The organism is Novosphingobium sp. TK71 (assembly GCF_055361505.1).
On the sequence record NZ_CM143962.1, the window covers coordinates 950993 to 968121 of the forward strand.

The following is a 17129-nucleotide window of genomic DNA, read 5'->3' on the forward strand; positions in this document are numbered from 1 at the left end:
TCCTATAAGAACTTTTCCGCGACATCGCGGCGGCCGGTGGGGTCCGAATGAGTGATCTTGTCGTCCTTTGGGTAATGGAATCCAGTGACATAGAGGTCGTGTTTGCCGATCTCTATGCGGATGGACAGTTCCATGCCGTCGCTCCAGGTGTCCCGAATGGCGGCTCTGCAGGTCTCGCCGCGGAGCTCGAATTCGAATGAGGGGCTCTCCCCATCCCAGGCGTCTATGGCGGTTCGCAGAAGTGTCCGAGCGACGGCATCGCGTTTCTTGGGTGACAGCATGTCGAGCGAATATTCGAAGACGGGGCCGAACATGCCGCTTGCGTTCATCGCTTCCAGAATTTTTCGCATGTGAAGGCCAGCATGCTGATTTACGAAGAGCGACGATCGCGAACCGTGTGGCTTGCCCAGAATAAGGGAGCGGATGTTCCACCAGGTCTCCGCCACCTGTGCGCCGTTGGCAGAGTCGGCTGCACGCTGCACGAACCATGCGAGCGCGTCTCGGCTCCGGATGGTGCCATCGGCCTCCAGTTCGACATTCATGGCGACGACGACCACTGGGTGGGCATTGTCCATGTAAAGCGGCGTGTCGAGCCTGCGCGCATATAGGCCTGATATTTTCCCAACCGAAGCCACGATCTTATCGGCTCTTTCAGGCGAATAAGGGCAGGTTACGAAGCCGCGGACGAACTCCCGTGTATGGTCGACGCCTTTATAGGCCTCGAGCTGTTCTATGCTGGAGATGTGCTCACTAGCCGGGTGCGCGGGCGCGGTGAGGATGGGATGCCAGTCCGGATAGCGATCAACGGCGTTACCGAGTTCTTGGATCAGTTTATTGACCTGTGCGCGACCGGCGTCCTGGTCTGCGAGGTTCTTGGTGAGATAGGCGATGGCCTCGGCGTTCTGCTGGGCGGCGACGGTAGGCGAGCGGAACTCCATAAGGTATCCCTTCACGTAGAATCATTATTTGACGTATCTAATCCACCTTACGTAAAGTGACAATACTACGCTCACTCGTTAGCGCGATCTTCCGCAGGAGGAATCAATGGCGGATGTTAATGATAATGAGGAACGGGTTTGCCGCAGCTGTGTCGCCGAGGACTTCCTCCGCGGGTTGATCTATCAAGACGGCATCATGGCGGAGTGCGCGTTCTGTGGTGCCGAGGAGGAAGCGACGATTACGGTCGAGGAGCTGGCAGACCAGGTCGAAGGCGCATTCGACCGCCATTTCGAACGTACGTCGCCCGATCCCGATATGTTCGAGGAAAGTAAGCGTCCGGTCTCCGCGAATGGAACCTGCTTTTTGGGTTTCGTTCCGGGAAACAACGGGCGTTCAGTATGGGGAGTTGCTAAGAGGTCACCCCAGAGCAACGATTTTCGTTGCGCTGTTGATTGGATCGGAGGCAAGCAGTGGAAATGCGGCCTGCGATTTCATTGTTGGTGCTTATGGCGATCAGCGGATGCAGCCATCCTGCCGATCGCTACGCGAAAAGATTTGTTGAGTGGGACGCGCGTTCTGATGCCGAGAATGTTGCCGGTGCGGGATGCAATAACGAGTATAAGCTGATTCCTGGCCGATCTGGCTTGCTCGCGGAGGACTATGAGTGCCTGACCACGTCGTTAGGATCGGTGGCGCGCTGGCGTCGTCTGTCTGAAACAGATCAGGGGCCGCGCTTTATCGATCTCTCCTCAGCACAGCGGAATGGCGACGTTGCATCCGTCGACACCGAGTTGAGGATGGAACCCGTTATAAAGCGACGCGAACACTTCGATTGCGCTAGGCGGATGATGCTCGTCGACACCTATATCGTGACGGATTTGCACGACCCCAAACTTGTCCCATCAGGTCAAGATTGGACGCCAGTTACTCAAACTGGAGACGGCGTAACGATGCTGGAAATTGCATGCGGCAACGATCAGACCATGACCACCATTAGGTCCGTCACCCGATAATTGGTGGCCTCATCTCAAGTTACTCGATCCGTTGCCTTCCACGCCCAAGGCAACAGTTCATCGATCCGGTTGATGGGATGGCCCTTGCCGATGCGATCGAGGACGTCAGCCAGCCATTCCTGCGGATTGACGCCGTTGAGTTTGGCCGTCTCCAGAAGCGAATACATCGCGGCGGCGCGCTCACCGCCGCAATCGGCGCCTGCAAAAAGCCAATTCTTCCTGCCGAGACATATACCTCGCAGCGCATTCTCCGCCGGATTGTTGTCGATCTCCAGCCTGCCGTCGTCGGTGTAGGCGAGCAGTTGCGGCTTCAGCTTAACCGCGTAGCGCAGGGCCTCGGCCAGCGGCGATCGGGCTGAGGCTCTGGAAAGCACCTCTTCAGCCCAGGCGAAGAAATCCAGCGCCTTGAGCTTCGAAAGCTTCCGAGCCTTGCGACGAAAATCCGCGGGTTCGCGCACGATCTGCCGCTCGACGTCGTAAAGCTCACCGATCATCTGCAGCCCATCGAGCGCAGCCGAGTTCGGGTCTACTTTGTAGACATCGTTCAGCTTGCGCCGGGTATGGGCCCAACACGCAACCGGCGTGATCGGCGCGGGCTGGCGGTCACTCGCGTAGAGACGCTCGAAACCGGCATAGGCATCCGCCTGCAGGAAGCCTGCAAAGGTCTTGAGATGCTCGCGCGGTCGCTCGCCCTTGCGATCCGGGCTGTAGCGGAACAGCGCTGCCGGTTTGTCCAGATGGCTCCATCGTCGGTTATGCGGAGATACACCCATAGCCTCCCGGTTGCCGTCTTCCCGGTCCCCGGCGCCAGCACCGGGACGGGTGTGTCGTCGGCGTGGAGCTTCACGCTGGCCATGACGTGATCGGCGATCCGATCGACCAGCGGTTGCAGCAACCAGCTTGCCTGCCCCAGCCAGTCCGCCATCGTCGAACGGCTGATCTCGACGCCCTCGCGGGCGTAGATCTGCGACTGGCGGTATAACGGCAGGTGATCGGCGAACTTGGAGACGATGACGTGGGCCAGTAGGCCGGGGCCGGCACGGCCGCGCGGTACGGGAAGCGCCGGAGCCGGGGCTTGGCTGATTACATCGCAGCGGTTGCAGGACAGCTTGGGGCGGACATGACGGACGACGCGGAAGCGACCTGGGACATACTCCAGCACTTCGGTCACGTCCTCGCCGAGCTTGCCCATTGTGCCCCCACAGGCGGAGCAGCCGTCGGCATCCGGCGCTGCGTGCATAACCTCGTCGCGAGGAAGATGGTCGGGCAGCGGAGCACGGCGAGGCTTGCGAGGGGTAACCTTTGCCGGGGCATCGTCGGGCACATGGCCTTCGATCACACACTCAGCATGGGCATGTTCGGCCTCGAGGTCCTCCAGCGTCAGTTCGAGCTGATCGGCCTGTAGCGCAAGGCGCTCCGAAGACTGGCCGAACTTCATGCGCCGAAGGCGGGCCAGCTGGACCTTGAACTTCTCGATCTGGAGCGCCGTCAGCTTGATCGAGTTCTGGGCCGTCTCGAGCTTCTCGCGGGTCGCGTCATGGGCCGCCCGTTCGGCTTCCAGCGCCTGCTCCGAAGCCGCCAGACGTGCGCGCATCGCCTCGGCAAAAGCGCGCAGTTCTGCGGGATCCACAGGGAGTTCGAGATCGTCGGGAGACACGCTTCCTGTTAGCAGAATCCGGCCTTCCGCCCAAGCAGAAAGCCCGGAAATGCGACGATTATCGCGTCAAATCTGCACCGGCAGGCGAGGCGGATCGGGGGGCACCGTGCGCCGCCAATCCATTGATTCGATCAGCAGCGCAAACTGGGCTGGGGTCAGCACGACACCGCCCTCGATGAGCGGCGGCCAGACGAAACGGCTGCGTTCCAAACGCTTGGCGAACAGGCAAAGCCCGGTCCCATCCCAATGCAGCGCCTTCAGGTAGTTGCCGCTCTTGCTCCGGAACAGGAAGACATGGCCCCCGTAGGGCTCGACCGCGAACAGGGGGCGGACCAATGCCGCCAGCCCGTCGAAGCCGAGCCGCATGCTGACCGGCTTGCTTGCCAAGTAGACCTTAGTCCCGGGCGCTAGCGAAATCACGACACGTCCCGGAATGCCCGTAGCACGCGGGCCAATGCCTTCTCGTTGACGTAGCTGTCCACCGACAGGTGAACGCCGCTGGGCAGGTCTATATCTATGGCGCCGGGGCGGGTGCCGGGATGTGGGCGGATCAGTTCCTCCGGCGCGGACGGCATCGACGACGAAACAGGTCGCTGGGCCTTCTGAGGCTCTGACACCGCTGGCGCAGTGACCGGCCCCGTTGTTATGATCGCTCCATAAGGAATGAACTCGAGCGCTTCACTGGCGATGGCTGCTGCCTGACGACGCGCCGATCGCCAGTTGTAAATTAGGCTCTCGGCAATCTCGTGGCGCTCTGCGACCTGACGGACCGATACTCCGTCTGCATCTGCCTCGACGAGGATCGCCGCCTTCTCGGCATCCGAAAACTTCCTGCGCCGATCGGTGCGCGCGATGATCTCCACTCGATCCTTCACTTGGCCTCCTTCTGGAGTCCAGAAAGAGACTCCTTAGCGGAGGTCCATCAGCGCCAAGCCTGAATGCCGCAACACGCGGGAGGCCGTACGCTTACCGAGGAAATGCTGATCCGCGACCGCGAGATCAATTTTGAGTGGTACCGTCACGGCGAACCGGCTCTCTACGCGATAGCCGATGCTGCCTCGATCAGCGAGGAGCTTGCTCAAGCCGTACTCGACATCCTGGAGGAACGACACGCGGATCTCGAAGCGGCGCAGATGGGCGACGAATGCGAGTTCGGAAGCGACAGCCACTATGAGTCGAAGGGGGTTGACGATCGTGAGATCGCGGAAGAGTGGCACGAACTAGAACGCTCGCTGAAGGTCGAGGCGCGCTACTTCAATCCTGCCGCAGAGGCACTGATGGGTCGCCTGTTCGACGAAGTCGACGGGCAGGTCACGCGGGATGGCAAGCCGGTGATCGCGACCGCCGGCCCCGATCACGAGATCAAGACTTTCTTCCGGGCACGGGCGTTCCATTACGACGCCGAGCTGGACGACGCGCTATTGCGTCCGGATCTACACCTAGGCCCCCCGCCGGCCACCAAAGCGAAAGCAGGGCGGATGAACGCTCATGGCATTGCAGCATTCTATGGCGCATCCGACCCCGAGGTGGCGCTCGCCGAGGTGCGACCGCCGGTCGGCAGCAGGGCCGTCATAGGTGAGTTCGAGTTGTTGCGAGACGTGCGTCTCCTGGACGTAACTGCGCTGCAGTCGCTGTATGTCGAGGGCAGCCTGTTCGATCCTGACTATGAGAGGCGCCTTGCGCTTGCGAAATTCATGGCGCGGTTGAGCGACCGGATCACGATGCCCGTGATGCCGGACGACGAGCCGACCGAGTATCTGATCACGCAGATAATTGCAGGCTATCTTGCGCGGCGACCCGCTCCGGGCCTGGACGGAATCCTCTTCCGTTCTGTCCAGCAGCCGGGCGATCAGCGCAATGTCGTGCTTTTTCATCATGCGTCCCGCGTCGATCCTTTGGACATTCCCGATGGCACCGACTTGTCGGTACATCAGTTCTCGACGAGTGACGACGGACCTGAGCCCGATTACGCCGTCTTTGAAGAAGTGCCGCCGACGCCGGAAAAGGCTGAAGAAGAGGCCGACGATTTTGGCTTGGATAACTGGGCGCGATTTCGACCGCACGAGCTTCGATTCGATCCGGATGCTGACGGCCGCGAAGCCTATCTAGGTGTGCGCAAGGATGGGCTGCGGGTCAGGCACGTTAAAGGCGTTACGTTTGACACGGACGTCTTCGAGGTATCACGGTACCGATCCGAAAAGCGCGAGCGTAAATTTTAGCCGGCACCCGCGAAGTTGGTCAGGATTGCGCCGATTACAGACCTCGCACGCGAAACGTAACTAGCGAGAATGCGATTCTCGCCAAAAAAGAAGCTGCCGAGTTGAAGCCCATTCGACAGGTTCGTGGGCATGATCGTCGATATCCCGACCGCCGCCGATTTTAGTCCGCCGGCCTCAAACAGGTTCACCTTGCTTGGCAGATTGCAGTGCAGTCGGTGCACGATTTCGATGAGGCAACCTACTACAAACTTGCCGATGAGCCGTTCCTACCTCGGTTGACAGAATTAGTCCGGCAAGCCTCGAACGACAGCGGCAAATTCTATGGCTACCGCAAGGTACACGACGACTCGCTGGATCAGGACGAGACCTGCTGCCCGAAGCGCGTTGCCCGGCTGACCAGACTGGCAGGTATCAAGGCGCAGATCGGGCGTACTTGATGGGATCGTAGGTTCTTTTAATTTTTCGCGGCCGTGTTTTTCTACAAGCGTTTCAGTTTGTTCACCTAGTCACCCGTTCGATATCTGCGCATAAGTGCGAGGGTTGATGCCGTAGCGTTCGCTCAAACCTCGATCAGGTGGTGCAGGATGTTTCTGAATGACCAGGAGACGGCGACCGATCTCCTCTACTACGAAGCGATCGCGAAGACCGTCGTCCGGCTGATCGCCGACACCGGCCAGGCACCCGTCACGATCGGCGTTCATGGCGACTGGGGGGCTGGCAAGTCGAGCGTCCTGAAGATGACCGAGGCGGCGGTTGCAGACGAGCCGAGCACAGTGTGCATATGGTTCAACGGGTGGACCTTCGAGGGTTTCGACGACGCCAAGACCGTGATCATGGAAACGATCGTGGACGAGCTGCGCCGCGCACGACCGCTTTCGGCGAAAGTCGCGGATGCGGCGAAAAAAGTACTGAAGCGCATCGACTGGCTTAAGCTCGCCCGCAAGGCTGGCGGACTGGCATTCACGGCAGCAACAGGCATACCGACCCTTGATCAGATGCGTCATGTCATTGACCTGGCCGCGTCGGTGATCGCCTCTCCCAAGGATGTTTTCTCCCTGGAGAAGCTGAAAGACGCGGCTAAGGACGCTGGCAACTTCATCAAGGAGGACAAGGAGGACGTCGAACGTCTGCCCGATCACATCCACGCCTTCCGCGAGGAGTTCGTGGAACTGCTCGACGCCGCAGAGATATCGAAGCTGGTGGTGATCGTTGACGATCTGGACCGCTGCCTTCCCAAGACAGCGATCGCCACGCTGGAGGCCATCAGGTTGTTCTTGCTGGTCGAGCGCACCGCTTTCGTGATCGGCGCGGATGAACTGATGATCGAATATGCGGTTCGAGAGCACTTCCCGGACCTGCCGCCCGCCTCGGGACCGATCAGCTACGCGCGCAACTATCTCGAGAAGCTCATACAGGTCCCGTTCCGGGTTCCGGCTCTGGGACCTGCGGAAACACGCGTCTACATCACGCTTCTGCTCGCCGAGGCGGCGCTGGGTTCCGAGGACGACCGGTTCAGGGCGCTGATCGCGGCAGCCCGCGAGGATATGCGCAAGCCCTGGATGAGCCGAGGGCTCGATCACGCGACCGTGCAGAAGGCGTGCGGGGGAACGATCCCTGCGGCCGTCGCCCAGGCTCAGGTGCTCGCTGCGCAGGTGACCGGAATTCTGACGGAGGGAACCGGCGGTAATCCGAGGCAGATCAAGCGCTTCCTGAACACGCTGCTGCTGAGGGAGGCGATCGCGGAAGAACGCCAGCTCTCCGGCGAAATCGCCATCCCGGTGCTGGCTAAGATCATGTTGGCGGAGCGGTTCTATCCGGCCTTCTACGAGCAGGTCAGCAAGGCGGCGGCAGCGGATCCGGGCGGTGTCGTGGAGGCACTTGGAAATCTAGAGGACGAGGTAAGGGGGCCTGGCGCTGGCGTTCCTGCCCCTACCGCATTGGACGGAGACTGGTCCAGGAACGACTGGGCCAGGGGCTGGGCCTCGATCGACCCCACGCTCAAGAACGTGGACCTCAGGCCGTACGTGTTCGTCACGCGCGATAAGCGCGGTGTGCTCGGCGGTCTGGTTGCGGCGAGCCATCTGGAGGCCCTCGTCGAGCGTCTCATGGGCCCGACGCTGACTGCGAAGGGAGCGGCCGACGACGTCGGGCGACTGCCGGCTCCGGAGGCGGAAGAGATCTTCGACGTGATCTGCGGCCGCATCATCGAAACAGACAAATTCGACAGGAAGCCGAAGGGCATCGACGGGCTGGACGTGATCGTGAAGAAGCATCCCGGCCTCCAGCGAAGGATCGTGGACTTCCTGAGGGGGCTGCCCGTGGACAAGCTTGGAACCTGGGCGCCGACGTCATGGGCCAATACATTCACTGAGCCGACCGTGGCAGCCGAGTTTAATGCATTGGCGAGCGAATGGGCACAGTCCGATAACTCGACGCTCAAGACAGCGGCCATCCTCGCCGCCAAGCGGCGGGGGCGTTAGGGTATGGGAACTTCCAAGGGTTACAGCGGTCCCGGTTCGGGTCTCGTGCCATCGTGGGCGGACGATCCCGCCGAGGCGACGAATGCCGAGCCTCAGGGCGGCGGCACCGATGACGGGGGTGGCGGCGAGGCTGCCGATGGTGGCGCGCAAGAACCGGTGCCGGGCACCAAGCCGGACGTGGCTACAGCCGGAACGTTCCAGGGTGCGCGGGGTAACTTCACGCGGTTCGCCAAATCCGGAAGCGATCGCGCGCTGGGGAGTGCAGTGTCGCGCTACGTCCGGACCGGGACGGGCGGGGCGCGGCAGGCGGCCCGCCGGATGGGCTCGTCCCGGGCATCTGCAGCCGGCCTGCTGGGGCTTGCCCGCGACTTCCAGCAGCTCGGCCCGTCCGGCGCACTGGCGCAGTTCAATCTAGCGGCGCTCGCGAACCAGCCCGCGGTCGATGCGTTCACCGCGATCGCGGAATTCGTCTGTCCGCCCGGTGGTTCCGTCGATGAGGCGATCTCCCGCCAGGCCATGTTTGAAGCGATCGGAGACCTGGCCGAACTCGGCGTCGGCAGCTTCGAGACACTGACCCCGGACGAGATGCAGGAGTTCTTCCTGAGCTTCGTGATGCATTCGATCGAAGGCCGGGTGATGGCGGATCTGTGCATCAAGGGCATCACGCTTCCCGACGATCCGTCTGCCGTCGAGGCGATACAGGACCAACTCCATGACTTTATCGAGGGCTGCACCCGGGGCGAGTTCACCCATGATCTGGACCGACTGCCCGATCTCGACGATGCCGAGGTCGCGCGGGTGGTCGACAGCATTTACGAGGACGCATTCGAGCTTATCGCGGCCGCCGGCGAGGATCTGATGAAATGAGGCATCACACCATAGTTTGCCGGCTCGGCGCGGCGGATGTGGCACCGCTCACGCGTTCGAGATCGGACACGCACGTCACAGAGATTTCGTTCGTCGATGGCGAACGACGCCTTGGCTTTGGTCTGGGCGACACACTGGACCATCTCGCCCGTCTGGGGATCGCGCCGTCCGAGCGGTCGATTGATCTCGCATTGCTGGCAGCGGCGGTCACCGCCGCGGACACGCGGATATCGCGGACGACGGAATCGCAGGATCTCTGGACACGCGAAATCGACGTCCACGTGCCGGTCAGCGACGTCAGACGGTGGACCGGCCTCGCGGCGCTCATCAGTCGGACGCTGAACTTTCTTACCGGTGACCACTGGTCGCTCTCCTTTCGACGCAGGCCGGAAGGACTAGAAAGCCTCGCGCTGTCCCCGACGATGCTAAGGCAAGTGAACTCGGACTGCGTTTGCCTCTTCTCGGGCGGCCTCGACAGCTTCATCGGCGCCATTGATCTGCTGCAGGATAACAGGCGGCCGATGCTCATTAGCCACTACTGGGACGGCATCACCAGCAGTCGGCAGACACATTGCGCCGAGGCGCTCAAAACGTATTTTCCGGACCGGCCGTTCGACCATGTCCGAGGGAGGATCGGTTTCCCGAACGGACTGGTGACCGGCTCCAGAGGCGAGGACACCCTCCGTGCGCGTTCCTTCCTGTTCTTCGCATTGGCGGCGATGGCGGCAGATGCGATCGGCGGGGACATGGTGGTGCACGTTCCCGAGAACGGGCTCATTTCACTCAACGTGCCGATCGAACCATCGCGTCTCGGTGCGCTCAGCACTAGGACGACCCATCCGTGGTACATGACAAGGGTCTGCGAGCTCTTGGCAGGCCTCGGGCTGACGGTTCGCCTTCATAACCGCTACAGGTTCAAGACCAAAGGGATGATGGCGAAGGAATGCCGTGCGCAGGATCTGCTCATGGCCGAGGCGATGCATACGATGTCCTGCTCGTCTCCGGCGAAGGCGCGATATGCCCGCAACAAGGCCGACCGCACCCCCAAGCACTGCGGACACTGCGTGCCGTGCCTTATCCGCAGGGCAGCGATCGTCGAGGCCTTCGCGACGGACGACACGCCCTACCAGGTTCCGAGCCTGACAGACCATGTACTCAATTCGGCCAAAGCCGAGGGCAATCATGTACGTGGCTTCCAGGTCGCCTTCGCACGGATGCGAAGGAAGCCCGGCCGGGCTAGGTTCGATATCCATCGACCGGGGCCGCTTACGGATCATCCCGACGACCTTCCCGAATACGAGAAGGTCTATGTCGAGGGGATGAAGGAGGTTCAACGCCTCCTTGCCGGCGTCAGGGCCTGGCCGACGTGAGCGAGGTGACGCGTCCCAGTCTCGTCGATTTCCATTGTCATCTTGACCTCTATCCCGATCACGAGGTCCTGATTGCCGAATGCGATCGGGAGAGGGTCGCCACTCTCACGGTTACGACGACGCCGAAAGCTTGGCCGCGCAATCGCGCGATGGCAGAGCGGTCCGCGCACGTGCGCGTCGCGCTCGGCCTTCATCCCCAGTTGGTCGCCGAGCGTGAGGAGGAGTTCGCGCTGTTCGAACGATACCTGCCCGAGGCGCGCTATGTCGGTGAGGTCGGACTGGACGCGGGGCCCCGCTTCTATCCAAGCTTCAAGGCGCAGGAGCGCATTTTCGAGCGGATACTGCGGGCATGCGCCGAACAGGGCGACAAGATATTAACGGTCCACAGTGTGCGTTCGGTGGGTAAGGTCCTGAGCCATATCGAGCGTAGTCTGCCGCAGGATCGTGGTACGGTGGTGCTGCACTGGTTCACCGGGACGGCTTCGGAGGCTCGCCGGGCGGTGGACCTTGGCTGCTACTTCTCCATAAATTCAGAGATGATGCGTTCCCCCCGGCACCGTGAATTGGTAGCGAGTCTTCCTGCAGACCGGTTGCTAACAGAGACCGATGGGCCGTTCGTGCAGGACGGCGGGCATCCGGTCCGGCCAAAAGACGTCCATCGGACCCTGACTGAAATCGCAGCGCTGCGCAGTATCCCATATGACGACGCGACCGCACTTGTGATCCGTAACCTGAGATCGGTCGTGACGGGGGGCTCTCCCACTGCCCGGATTGTACCCTCCAGCTGACGGGCTCCATCGACGCTCTCCGCGGGCCACAAGCGGCCCGCCGCAGTTCCGACGACTACCCAAGGCATTATAGGAGCGGATGAAGCACCACTTGCTCCGTTCGAAGCTGACGGTTGCGAAAGCCACTATCTGCACTGAAAACGCCGTCGAATTGAAATCATGAACGGCAGCTTATTTGAGCGAACTGATCCGAAGCGGACCGCCCGGAAAGTCCCAAACCACGAATTCCAGGCTGCCAGCTGCAAGGACTTCAAGACCGTCGCTTTAGGGAATACGCCTTCCTGCTCCAGGAACGGGCTTGGCTCGTTATGCGGCCCTGGGACCAGCATTTCGTACGAGGTCGAAGATCAAGGCGACATCAGCAGCGTTAGAAATTTGATGATCGGGGTTCGGCGTAAGCAACGAATCGTCGCAGGCCTTCGCGCGAGGCGTGTCTGCTAGATCGAGCTTTGTTGTGGAAAAACGAGCCCCTGAACCATGCGAGCTGACCGCTGATGGTCGAGATTATTCGCACTCGGATATTAGACCCATATTAGATCGGGCAAATTTTCGGAGGCGGAAAGCAGGCTAAGTGCCTGAAAATACTGGTGACCCCTACGGGAATCGAACCCGTGTTTCAGCCGTGAGAGGGCCGCGTCCTAACCGCTAGACGAAGGGGCCGTTGAGCCAGAATGACCTGCCCGATGGCAGGTGTAAATGGTGACCCCTACGGGAATCGAACCCGTGTTTCAGCCGTGAAAGGGCCGCGTCCTAACCGCTAGACGAAGGGGCCGTTAAGCCATTTAATCTGCCAACACGCACCATCGGAATGGTGACCCCTACGGGAATCGAACCCGTGTTTCAGCCGTGAAAGGGCCGCGTCCTAACCGCTAGACGAAGGGGCCGTACCGGGTTGCGCCGGAGGCAGGACCGGCCCTCTAGCGGCGGTCCCAATGGGGGTCAACCCCCTCATTGCGAATAATTTGAACTCCTTGTGACACTTCCTGCCAGGGTCCTCGAAAACGGGCGGATTTCAGTCCGCGAAAGCGGCATCGTCGATGTGAAGTTCGGCCTGGGGGCGGCTGCCCCAGTCGTCGATCTTGGCCCGTCCTGCGAGCCAGAGACGGCGTCCCTGCGACGCGTGAAGCAGCGCCTGTCCCATTTCGGTCTCGGCAGAGCGGAAGGCCATCGCCTTGAACCGCCCGCCGTCCTGTCCGCCAACGATCAGGCGAACGTGATCGGCGCCAACCGTGTCGGCCTTGATGATGTGTACAGGGCCCACGGCTACGCGCGGGCCGGGCCAGCCCATGCCGAACGGCCCGGCGCTCTCCAGCGTCTCCACCAGCGCCGGGGTGAGCCCTCCGGGAGCCAGCGCGAGGTCGAGCAGCATCGACTGGTTGGCGCTCGCCCGCGAAACATCGGCAGCCAGCAGCGAATCGAGCCATTCCGACAGCGCGTCCAGCTTGTCCGGTGCGATCGTGAGGCCTGCGGCCATGGCGTGGCCGCCACCTGCCACCAGAAGCCCGGCCTCGCGCGCGGCGATGATTGCCGCGCCAAGGTCCACGCCGGGGATCGAGCGGCCCGATCCCTTGCCGTTGCCCGCCTCATCGGCGTCCATGGCGATCACCAGGGTGGGCTTGCCGGTCTTCTCCTTGATCCGCCCGGCGACGATGCCGATCACGCCGGGATGCCAGCCGGCCCCGGAAACGATGATCACTGCCCGGTTGTGCTGGCGTTCGAGCTGCGCCTCGGCGGCTTCCTGCACGACTTGCTCGATCCCGCGCCGCTCGTCGTTCAGGCGGGAAAGCTGGGCCGCGATCTCGCGCGCCTCGTCGGGATTGGTGGTGGTCAGCAGGCGCACGCCGAGGGTCGATTCTCCCACCCGGCCGCCCGCATTGATCCGGGGGCCGAGCGCGAAGCCGAGGTCGGAGCATGTCGGTGCCCGGCTGAGGCGGCTCGCGTCGATCAGGGCCGACATCCCGATATTCTCGCGCTTGGCCATGATCTTGAGCCCCTGCGCCACCAGCGCGCGGTTGAGGCCGTGGAGCGCGGCGACGTCGGCCACGGTGCCCAGGGCCACGAGGTCGAGCAGGGCGAAGAGGTCGGGCTCGCGGCGCCCTTCGAAGAAGCCGCGCTGCCGCAGGGTGCGCACGATGGCGACGGCGAGGAGGAAGGCTACGCCCACGGCGGCGAGATGACCGTGGCCTGCCGCCAGTTCGCTCTCGTCGAGCCGGTTGGGATTGACCAGTGCGGCGGCGCGGGGAAGCACGGGCGCACACTTGTGGTGGTCCACCACGATCACGTCGACGCCCGCACCGTGCGCCATTTCCAGCGCCTCGTAAGCCATGGCGCCGCAGTCCACGGTCACGATCAGGCTGGAGCCTTCCGCCGCGATCCGCACGAGTGCCTCTCCGCTGGGGCCATAGCCTTCGAGCAGCCGGTCGGGGATGTAATATTTCGCTTCGTGGCCGAGCTGGCGCAGGAGCAGGATCAGCAGTGCTGCGCTGGTGGCGCCGTCGACGTCGTAATCGCCGTAGACGGTCACCGTCTCGTTGCTCATCACCGCCTGCGCCACGCGCTCGGCGGCGGCATCCATGTCGCGGAATTCGGATGGGTCGGGCAGGAAGGCGCGCAGCGAAGGGGTGCGGTGGCGCTCCAGATCCTCACGCGGGACACCACGCGAAAGCAGGATCTGGGTGACGATGTCGTCCTCCAGCCCGCCCGGGAAGCCGGAGGAGGAATCCGAAATGTCCATGTTGCCACCTCGCCAGCGCCAGGATTTGCCGGTGAGGGAACGATCTATGCCGAGTACGGAAGGAACGGGTCGCGAAGCCATGCGGACCCGGTTAGACTAACAGCAGGGGCGCGGGAAGGCCGGCGGTTCGATAGTAAGTCGATCGGGACAGGAGAAGGTGCATGCTGGCGATAATCTGGCACAGCCGCACGGGCGCTTCGCGGGCGATGGCTGCGGCGATCGCGCAGGGTGGAGGCGATGGAGCCGTGCTGATCACGGCGGCCGAGGCGATGCCTGCGATCCTGCTGGGCGCCAAGGGCTATGTCTTCGTTTGCCCGGAAAACCTCGGCAGCATGTCCGGGCAGATGAAGGAAATGTTCGACCGCTGCTACTACCCGATGTTGGGCCGGGTCGAGGGGCGGCCTTATGCAACCGCGATTTCCGCCGGATCGGACGGGGTCGGCGCGCAGACCCAGATCGACCGAATCGTCACCGGATGGCGGCTGAAGCGCGTGGCCGAGCCGCTGATCGTGAACCTCGAGGCGCAGACACCCGAACGTATCCGCGCAGAGAAGACCGTGCCGGAAGCGCGCCTACAGGCCTGCCGCGATCTCGGAGCGGCCTTTGCCGAAGGCCTGCAACTCGGCATTTTCTGAAGATTGAACCGAACTGGTTGCACAAAGGACAAACGGGGCTCGACGTGCCGGACGAATTCGTGCCTAGTGGACGGGTGAGAACGCACGTCTCGGAGAATCTGGCTCTGCCCGGCAACTTGCTGCGTGAAAATGCGCCGCGCAACGGCGTGTCATTGCTGTTTCCCGCAGGGTTGCGGCCTTCCGCCGATAGAATAGCGGATCTGCTCGAAACGGCGGATTCTGGCGGGGTAGCCGCCCGCGTCAGCTTTCGCCCACCCCCGGACGAAGGCTGGCTGGAACTGCTTTCCAGCGGGTTGACGTTCGACCTTCTGGGGTTGTCTCCCGCAGGCGCGGCTGCCGCGGTCGAGGCGCCGCACAGCTATGGTTTCGATGACATTCAGGCGCCCTGCGCGCTCGAAGCCGTGGACCTCGTGCCCGGCGGCCATATCGCTGGCGGCGCCGGATTGCTTCCGGTCGTGCGGACGCAGGTGGGTATCGCGGCGGCTTTGGCGCTTGAACTGCCGGTGGCTGCGGTCGCCTGGCAGTCTGCCGGCACGCTGATGGAGCCGCGCTATTTTGCGCGCGTCGTGATGAACTGGCTGGCCGGCGGGGCCTTCCCTGCGCTGGGGCTGACGGCGCTGGCTGCTGGCAGTGACGGAAGCATCGCAACGAAAGGGCTCTCCCGGTTCATCGGGCAGGAGATGCAACTGGAGGCGCGGGACGGGGAGCCGCCGGCTGATGCCATCAAGCTGGCGATCCGGGTGGTTGACTATCTGGTCCGCAATGGCCGCCTGACCGAACCGCGCGAGATCGAAGCGCCGGGCGGGAACCTGTTGGCCGAACCTTCGCAAGTGGGGCGGCAGATCTGGGTCTGGCGCGGCGGCTGACGGCGCGCGCTTCTGGGACAGTTCATTCCTTTCCGTGCGGTCAACCGCAAGGGGCTGCCTGACTATGACGCGGGGCTGCAACGCCACCACCTGCTGCCGCGACAGGTCCTTGTTCGCGGCGTTTTTTCGCCGATGTTCGGGGCGCTGGGCGAACGCAAACGCTTCGCGGACTTTCGGGAGAACGGGTTGCTGCTGCCCTGTGATGAGCGGGCCGCACTGCGCATGGGCCTTCCGCTCCATCGGGGGCCGCACCGGCGCTACACTGAACTGGTGATAGAGCGGGTAGGGCTGATCGAGGCGGACTGGACGGTGCAGCGCCTGCGCGATCCGCGCGGCGCTGCAGTGCGTGCAACGATGAGGCTCGGGTTGTTGCGGCGGGCCTTGCGGCGTCTTCTGCTGGAGGACGGCAGGCGCAAGCCGCTGCTGAACCGGCACGATCCGCTGGGGCAGGGGGTGGACTTCTCCGAACTGGACGCGATGGCGGAGCGTCTGTGGAGCGGGACCGGCAGCGTGCTTGCCCCGCTCACAAACGATGACGTTCAGCCGATGCCCGCCCGGCCGCGCAGTTCTTCCTTCGCCGCACCGTACTGCGCGAGTAGTTCCTCGACCCGCGAAGAGACCGGTTCAACCGCCGAAATCGCGCCGATGCCCTGTCCCGATCCCCAGATGTCCTTCCAGGCCTTGGCCGCGGTATTGCCGCCCGAGCCGAAATCCATCTGGTTCTTGTCGCCCTCGGCAAGGTTGTCCGGGTCGAGCCCGGCCGCGATGATCGAGGGGCGCAGGTAATTGCCGTGAACGCCGGTAAACAGGCTGGAATAGACGATGTCCGCCGCGCTGCCCTCGACGATGGCCTGCTTGTATCCTTCCATGGCATTGGCTTCTGTCGTGGCGATGAAGGGCGTGCCGATATAGGCGAAGTCAGCGCCCATGGCCTGCGCCGCCAGGATCGAACGTCCGCAGGCGATTGCGCCGGACAGGGCCAGCGGTCCATCGAACCATGCGCGGATTTCCTGCATCAGCGCGAAAGGCGATTGCGGTCCGGCATGGCCACCGGCGCCCGCCGCGACCGCGATCAGCCCGTCGGCGCCTTTCTCCACCGCCTTGCGGGCGAAGCGATCGCTGATGACGTCGTGAAGCACCATTCCGCCCCATGAATGGACTGCGGCGTTCACTTCGGAAATTGCGCCGAGCGAAGTGATGACGAGCGGAACCTTGTGCTTTTCCAGCACCTTGAGGTCCTCCTCAAGCCGGTTATTGCTTTTGTGGACGATCAGGTTGACTGCGAAAGGTGCCTCGCAACCTGCTGTTTTTTCTGAAATATCATGAAGCCATTCGTCAAGCTGACTGGCCGGACGGGCATTGAGCGCGGGAAAGCTGCCGACGATCCCCGAGCGGACCTGCGCGACGACCAGTTCGGGGTTCGATACGATGAACATCGGGGCCGCGATCACGGGAAGGCGCAAGTTCGCGAAAGGCGCAGGCAGGGTCATGAGCGGTCCGTTTAAGTGATCGATTAAATGGGCATAGAGAGGCGCGGCGCGCCTGTCGAGAGGGGCGCCAT

At 62.7% G+C, this 17129-nt stretch carries 15 protein-coding genes, 3 tRNA genes and 3 pseudogenes; 10 read left to right on the forward strand and 11 right to left on the reverse strand.

Annotated features, from left to right (window positions below):
- Positions 1-2: 2 nt before the first annotated feature.
- Positions 3-938: a hypothetical protein gene (locus tag ACXJ16_RS04295; protein WP_463921453.1), complete on the reverse strand. Its 936-nt coding sequence runs from the start codon at positions 936-938 to the stop codon at positions 3-5.
- A 103-nt stretch (positions 939-1041) separates the two neighbouring features.
- Positions 1042-1227, reverse strand: a complete 186-nt coding sequence (locus ACXJ16_RS04300; RefSeq protein ID WP_463921454.1) for a hypothetical protein — start codon at positions 1225-1227, stop codon at positions 1042-1044.
- Positions 1228-1415: 188 nt separating this feature from the next.
- On the opposite strand from ACXJ16_RS04300, the gene ACXJ16_RS04305 reads away from it, so the two are divergent.
- Positions 1416-1952 (forward strand): hypothetical protein, encoded by a 537-nt coding sequence (locus tag ACXJ16_RS04305; protein ID WP_463921456.1) that lies wholly within the window; start codon positions 1416-1418, stop codon positions 1950-1952.
- 14 nt (positions 1953-1966) lie between these two features.
- Here the strand turns inward: ACXJ16_RS04305 and tnpC are convergent.
- The 3 genes and pseudogenes from tnpC to tnpA all read right to left on the reverse strand — a co-directional run bounded on the left by tnpC (position 1967) and on the right by tnpA (position 4484).
- Positions 1967-3546: pseudogene (tnpC, locus tag ACXJ16_RS04310) on the reverse strand (IS66 family transposase).
- A gap of 129 nt (positions 3547-3675) precedes the next feature.
- Complete coding sequence (gene tnpB, locus ACXJ16_RS04315) at positions 3676-3996, reverse strand: IS66 family insertion sequence element accessory protein TnpB (RefSeq protein ID WP_463921458.1); 321 nt, start codon at positions 3994-3996, stop codon at positions 3676-3678.
- 29 nt (positions 3997-4025) lie between these two features.
- Complete coding sequence (gene tnpA, locus ACXJ16_RS04320; protein WP_443486864.1) at positions 4026-4484, reverse strand: IS66-like element accessory protein TnpA; 459 nt, start codon at positions 4482-4484, stop codon at positions 4026-4028.
- 102 nt (positions 4485-4586) lie between these two features.
- On the opposite strand from tnpA, the gene ACXJ16_RS04325 reads away from it, so the two are divergent.
- Together ACXJ16_RS04325 and ACXJ16_RS04330 are read left to right on the forward strand one after the other, a co-directional pair.
- The gene (locus ACXJ16_RS04325; protein WP_463921460.1) at positions 4587-5828 is read left to right on the forward strand and encodes an RES family NAD+ phosphorylase; all 1242 of its coding nucleotides are present in this window, start codon (positions 4587-4589) and stop codon (positions 5826-5828) included.
- 272 nt (positions 5829-6100) lie between these two features.
- Positions 6101-6256: pseudogene (locus ACXJ16_RS04330) on the forward strand (IS3 family transposase); the annotation flags it as partial.
- A 78-nt stretch (positions 6257-6334) separates the two neighbouring features.
- Here ACXJ16_RS04330 and ACXJ16_RS04335 read toward each other — a convergent pair.
- Positions 6335-6529 (reverse strand): hypothetical protein, encoded by a 195-nt coding sequence (locus tag ACXJ16_RS04335; protein WP_463921808.1) that lies wholly within the window; start codon positions 6527-6529, stop codon positions 6335-6337.
- Between ACXJ16_RS04335 and qatA the strand changes: the two genes are divergently transcribed.
- Genes qatA through qatD form a run of 4 tightly spaced genes read left to right on the forward strand, consistent with a single transcriptional unit; the run spans position 6464 to position 11333 of the window.
- Entirely contained in the window at positions 6464-8308 is a 1845-nt protein-coding gene (gene qatA / locus ACXJ16_RS04340) for a Qat anti-phage system ATPase QatA (RefSeq protein WP_463921755.1), read from the forward strand. The two genes, ACXJ16_RS04335 and qatA, sit on opposite strands and share 66 nt — an antisense overlap.
- Before the next feature lie 45 nt (positions 8309-8353).
- On the forward strand, positions 8354-9175 hold the full coding sequence (gene qatB, locus ACXJ16_RS04345) for a Qat anti-phage system associated protein QatB (RefSeq protein WP_463921462.1): 822 nt from the start codon (positions 8354-8356) through the stop codon (positions 9173-9175).
- Positions 9172-10545, forward strand: a complete 1374-nt coding sequence (qatC, locus tag ACXJ16_RS04350) for a Qat anti-phage system QueC-like protein QatC (protein ID WP_463921463.1) — start codon at positions 9172-9174, stop codon at positions 10543-10545. The genes qatB and qatC overlap by 4 nt, the downstream gene beginning before the upstream one ends.
- Entirely contained in the window at positions 10542-11333 is a 792-nt protein-coding gene (qatD, locus tag ACXJ16_RS04355; protein ID WP_463921465.1) for a Qat anti-phage system TatD family nuclease QatD, read from the forward strand. Before qatC ends, qatD begins: the two co-directional genes overlap by 4 nt.
- A 585-nt stretch (positions 11334-11918) precedes the next feature.
- Here the strand turns inward: qatD and ACXJ16_RS04360 are convergent.
- The 4 genes from ACXJ16_RS04360 to recJ form a co-directional block, all read right to left on the reverse strand.
- Positions 11919-11993: transfer RNA gene (locus ACXJ16_RS04360), tRNA-Glu, on the reverse strand.
- Positions 11994-12030: 37 nt separating this feature from the next.
- Positions 12031-12105 (reverse strand) — tRNA-Glu (locus ACXJ16_RS04365).
- 37 nt (positions 12106-12142) lie between these two features.
- A tRNA-Glu gene (locus ACXJ16_RS04370) sits at positions 12143-12217 on the reverse strand.
- 128 nt (positions 12218-12345) lie between these two features.
- A complete protein-coding gene (recJ, locus tag ACXJ16_RS04375; RefSeq protein ID WP_454797272.1) occupies positions 12346-14148 on the reverse strand; it encodes a single-stranded-DNA-specific exonuclease RecJ in 1803 nt (600 codons plus the stop codon).
- A gap of 80 nt (positions 14149-14228) precedes the next feature.
- Between recJ and ACXJ16_RS04380 the strand changes: the two genes are divergently transcribed.
- The 3 genes and pseudogenes from ACXJ16_RS04380 to ACXJ16_RS04390 all read left to right on the forward strand — a co-directional run.
- The gene (locus ACXJ16_RS04380) at positions 14229-14702 is read left to right on the forward strand and encodes a flavodoxin family protein (protein ID WP_054437670.1); all 474 of its coding nucleotides are present in this window, start codon (positions 14229-14231) and stop codon (positions 14700-14702) included.
- A gap of 17 nt (positions 14703-14719) precedes the next feature.
- On the forward strand, positions 14720-15568 hold the full coding sequence (locus ACXJ16_RS04385; protein ID WP_463921466.1) for a hypothetical protein: 849 nt from the start codon (positions 14720-14722) through the stop codon (positions 15566-15568).
- A gap of 24 nt (positions 15569-15592) precedes the next feature.
- Positions 15593-15880 (forward strand): annotated as a pseudogene (locus ACXJ16_RS04390) (AHH domain-containing protein); the annotation flags it as partial.
- A gap of 227 nt (positions 15881-16107) precedes the next feature.
- On the opposite strand, the gene ACXJ16_RS04395 reads toward ACXJ16_RS04390, so the two are convergent.
- Positions 16108-17058, reverse strand: a complete 951-nt coding sequence (locus tag ACXJ16_RS04395; protein WP_463921467.1) for an NAD(P)H-dependent flavin oxidoreductase — start codon at positions 17056-17058, stop codon at positions 16108-16110.
- Between the last annotated feature and the right edge of the window lie 71 nt (positions 17059-17129).

Excerpts from the sequence above, each read along its gene's own strand:
- ACXJ16_RS04295 (WP_463921453.1), bottom strand. The coding sequence starts at position 938 with ATGGAGTTCCGCTCGCCTACCGTCGCCGCCCAGCAGAACGCCGAGGCC.
- ACXJ16_RS04335 (WP_463921808.1), bottom strand. The coding sequence starts at position 6,529 with ATGAACGCCGATCGTGACGGGTGCCTGGCCGGTGTCGGCGATCAGCCG.
- ACXJ16_RS04395 (WP_463921467.1), bottom strand. The coding sequence starts at position 17,058 with ATGACCCTGCCTGCGCCTTTCGCGAACTTGCGCCTTCCCGTGATCGCG.
- qatC (WP_463921463.1), top strand. The coding sequence starts at position 9,172 with ATGAGGCATCACACCATAGTTTGCCGGCTCGGCGCGGCGGATGTGGCA.
- recJ (WP_454797272.1), bottom strand. The coding sequence starts at position 14,148 with ATGGCTTCGCGACCCGTTCCTTCCGTACTCGGCATAGATCGTTCCCTC.
- ACXJ16_RS04305 (WP_463921456.1), top strand. The coding sequence starts at position 1,416 with ATGCGGCCTGCGATTTCATTGTTGGTGCTTATGGCGATCAGCGGATGC.
- ACXJ16_RS04300 (WP_463921454.1), bottom strand. The coding sequence starts at position 1,227 with ATGGCGGTCGAATGCGCCTTCGACCTGGTCTGCCAGCTCCTCGACCGT.
- ACXJ16_RS04380 (WP_054437670.1), top strand. The coding sequence starts at position 14,229 with ATGCTGGCGATAATCTGGCACAGCCGCACGGGCGCTTCGCGGGCGATG.
- ACXJ16_RS04325 (WP_463921460.1), top strand. The coding sequence starts at position 4,587 with ATGCTGATCCGCGACCGCGAGATCAATTTTGAGTGGTACCGTCACGGC.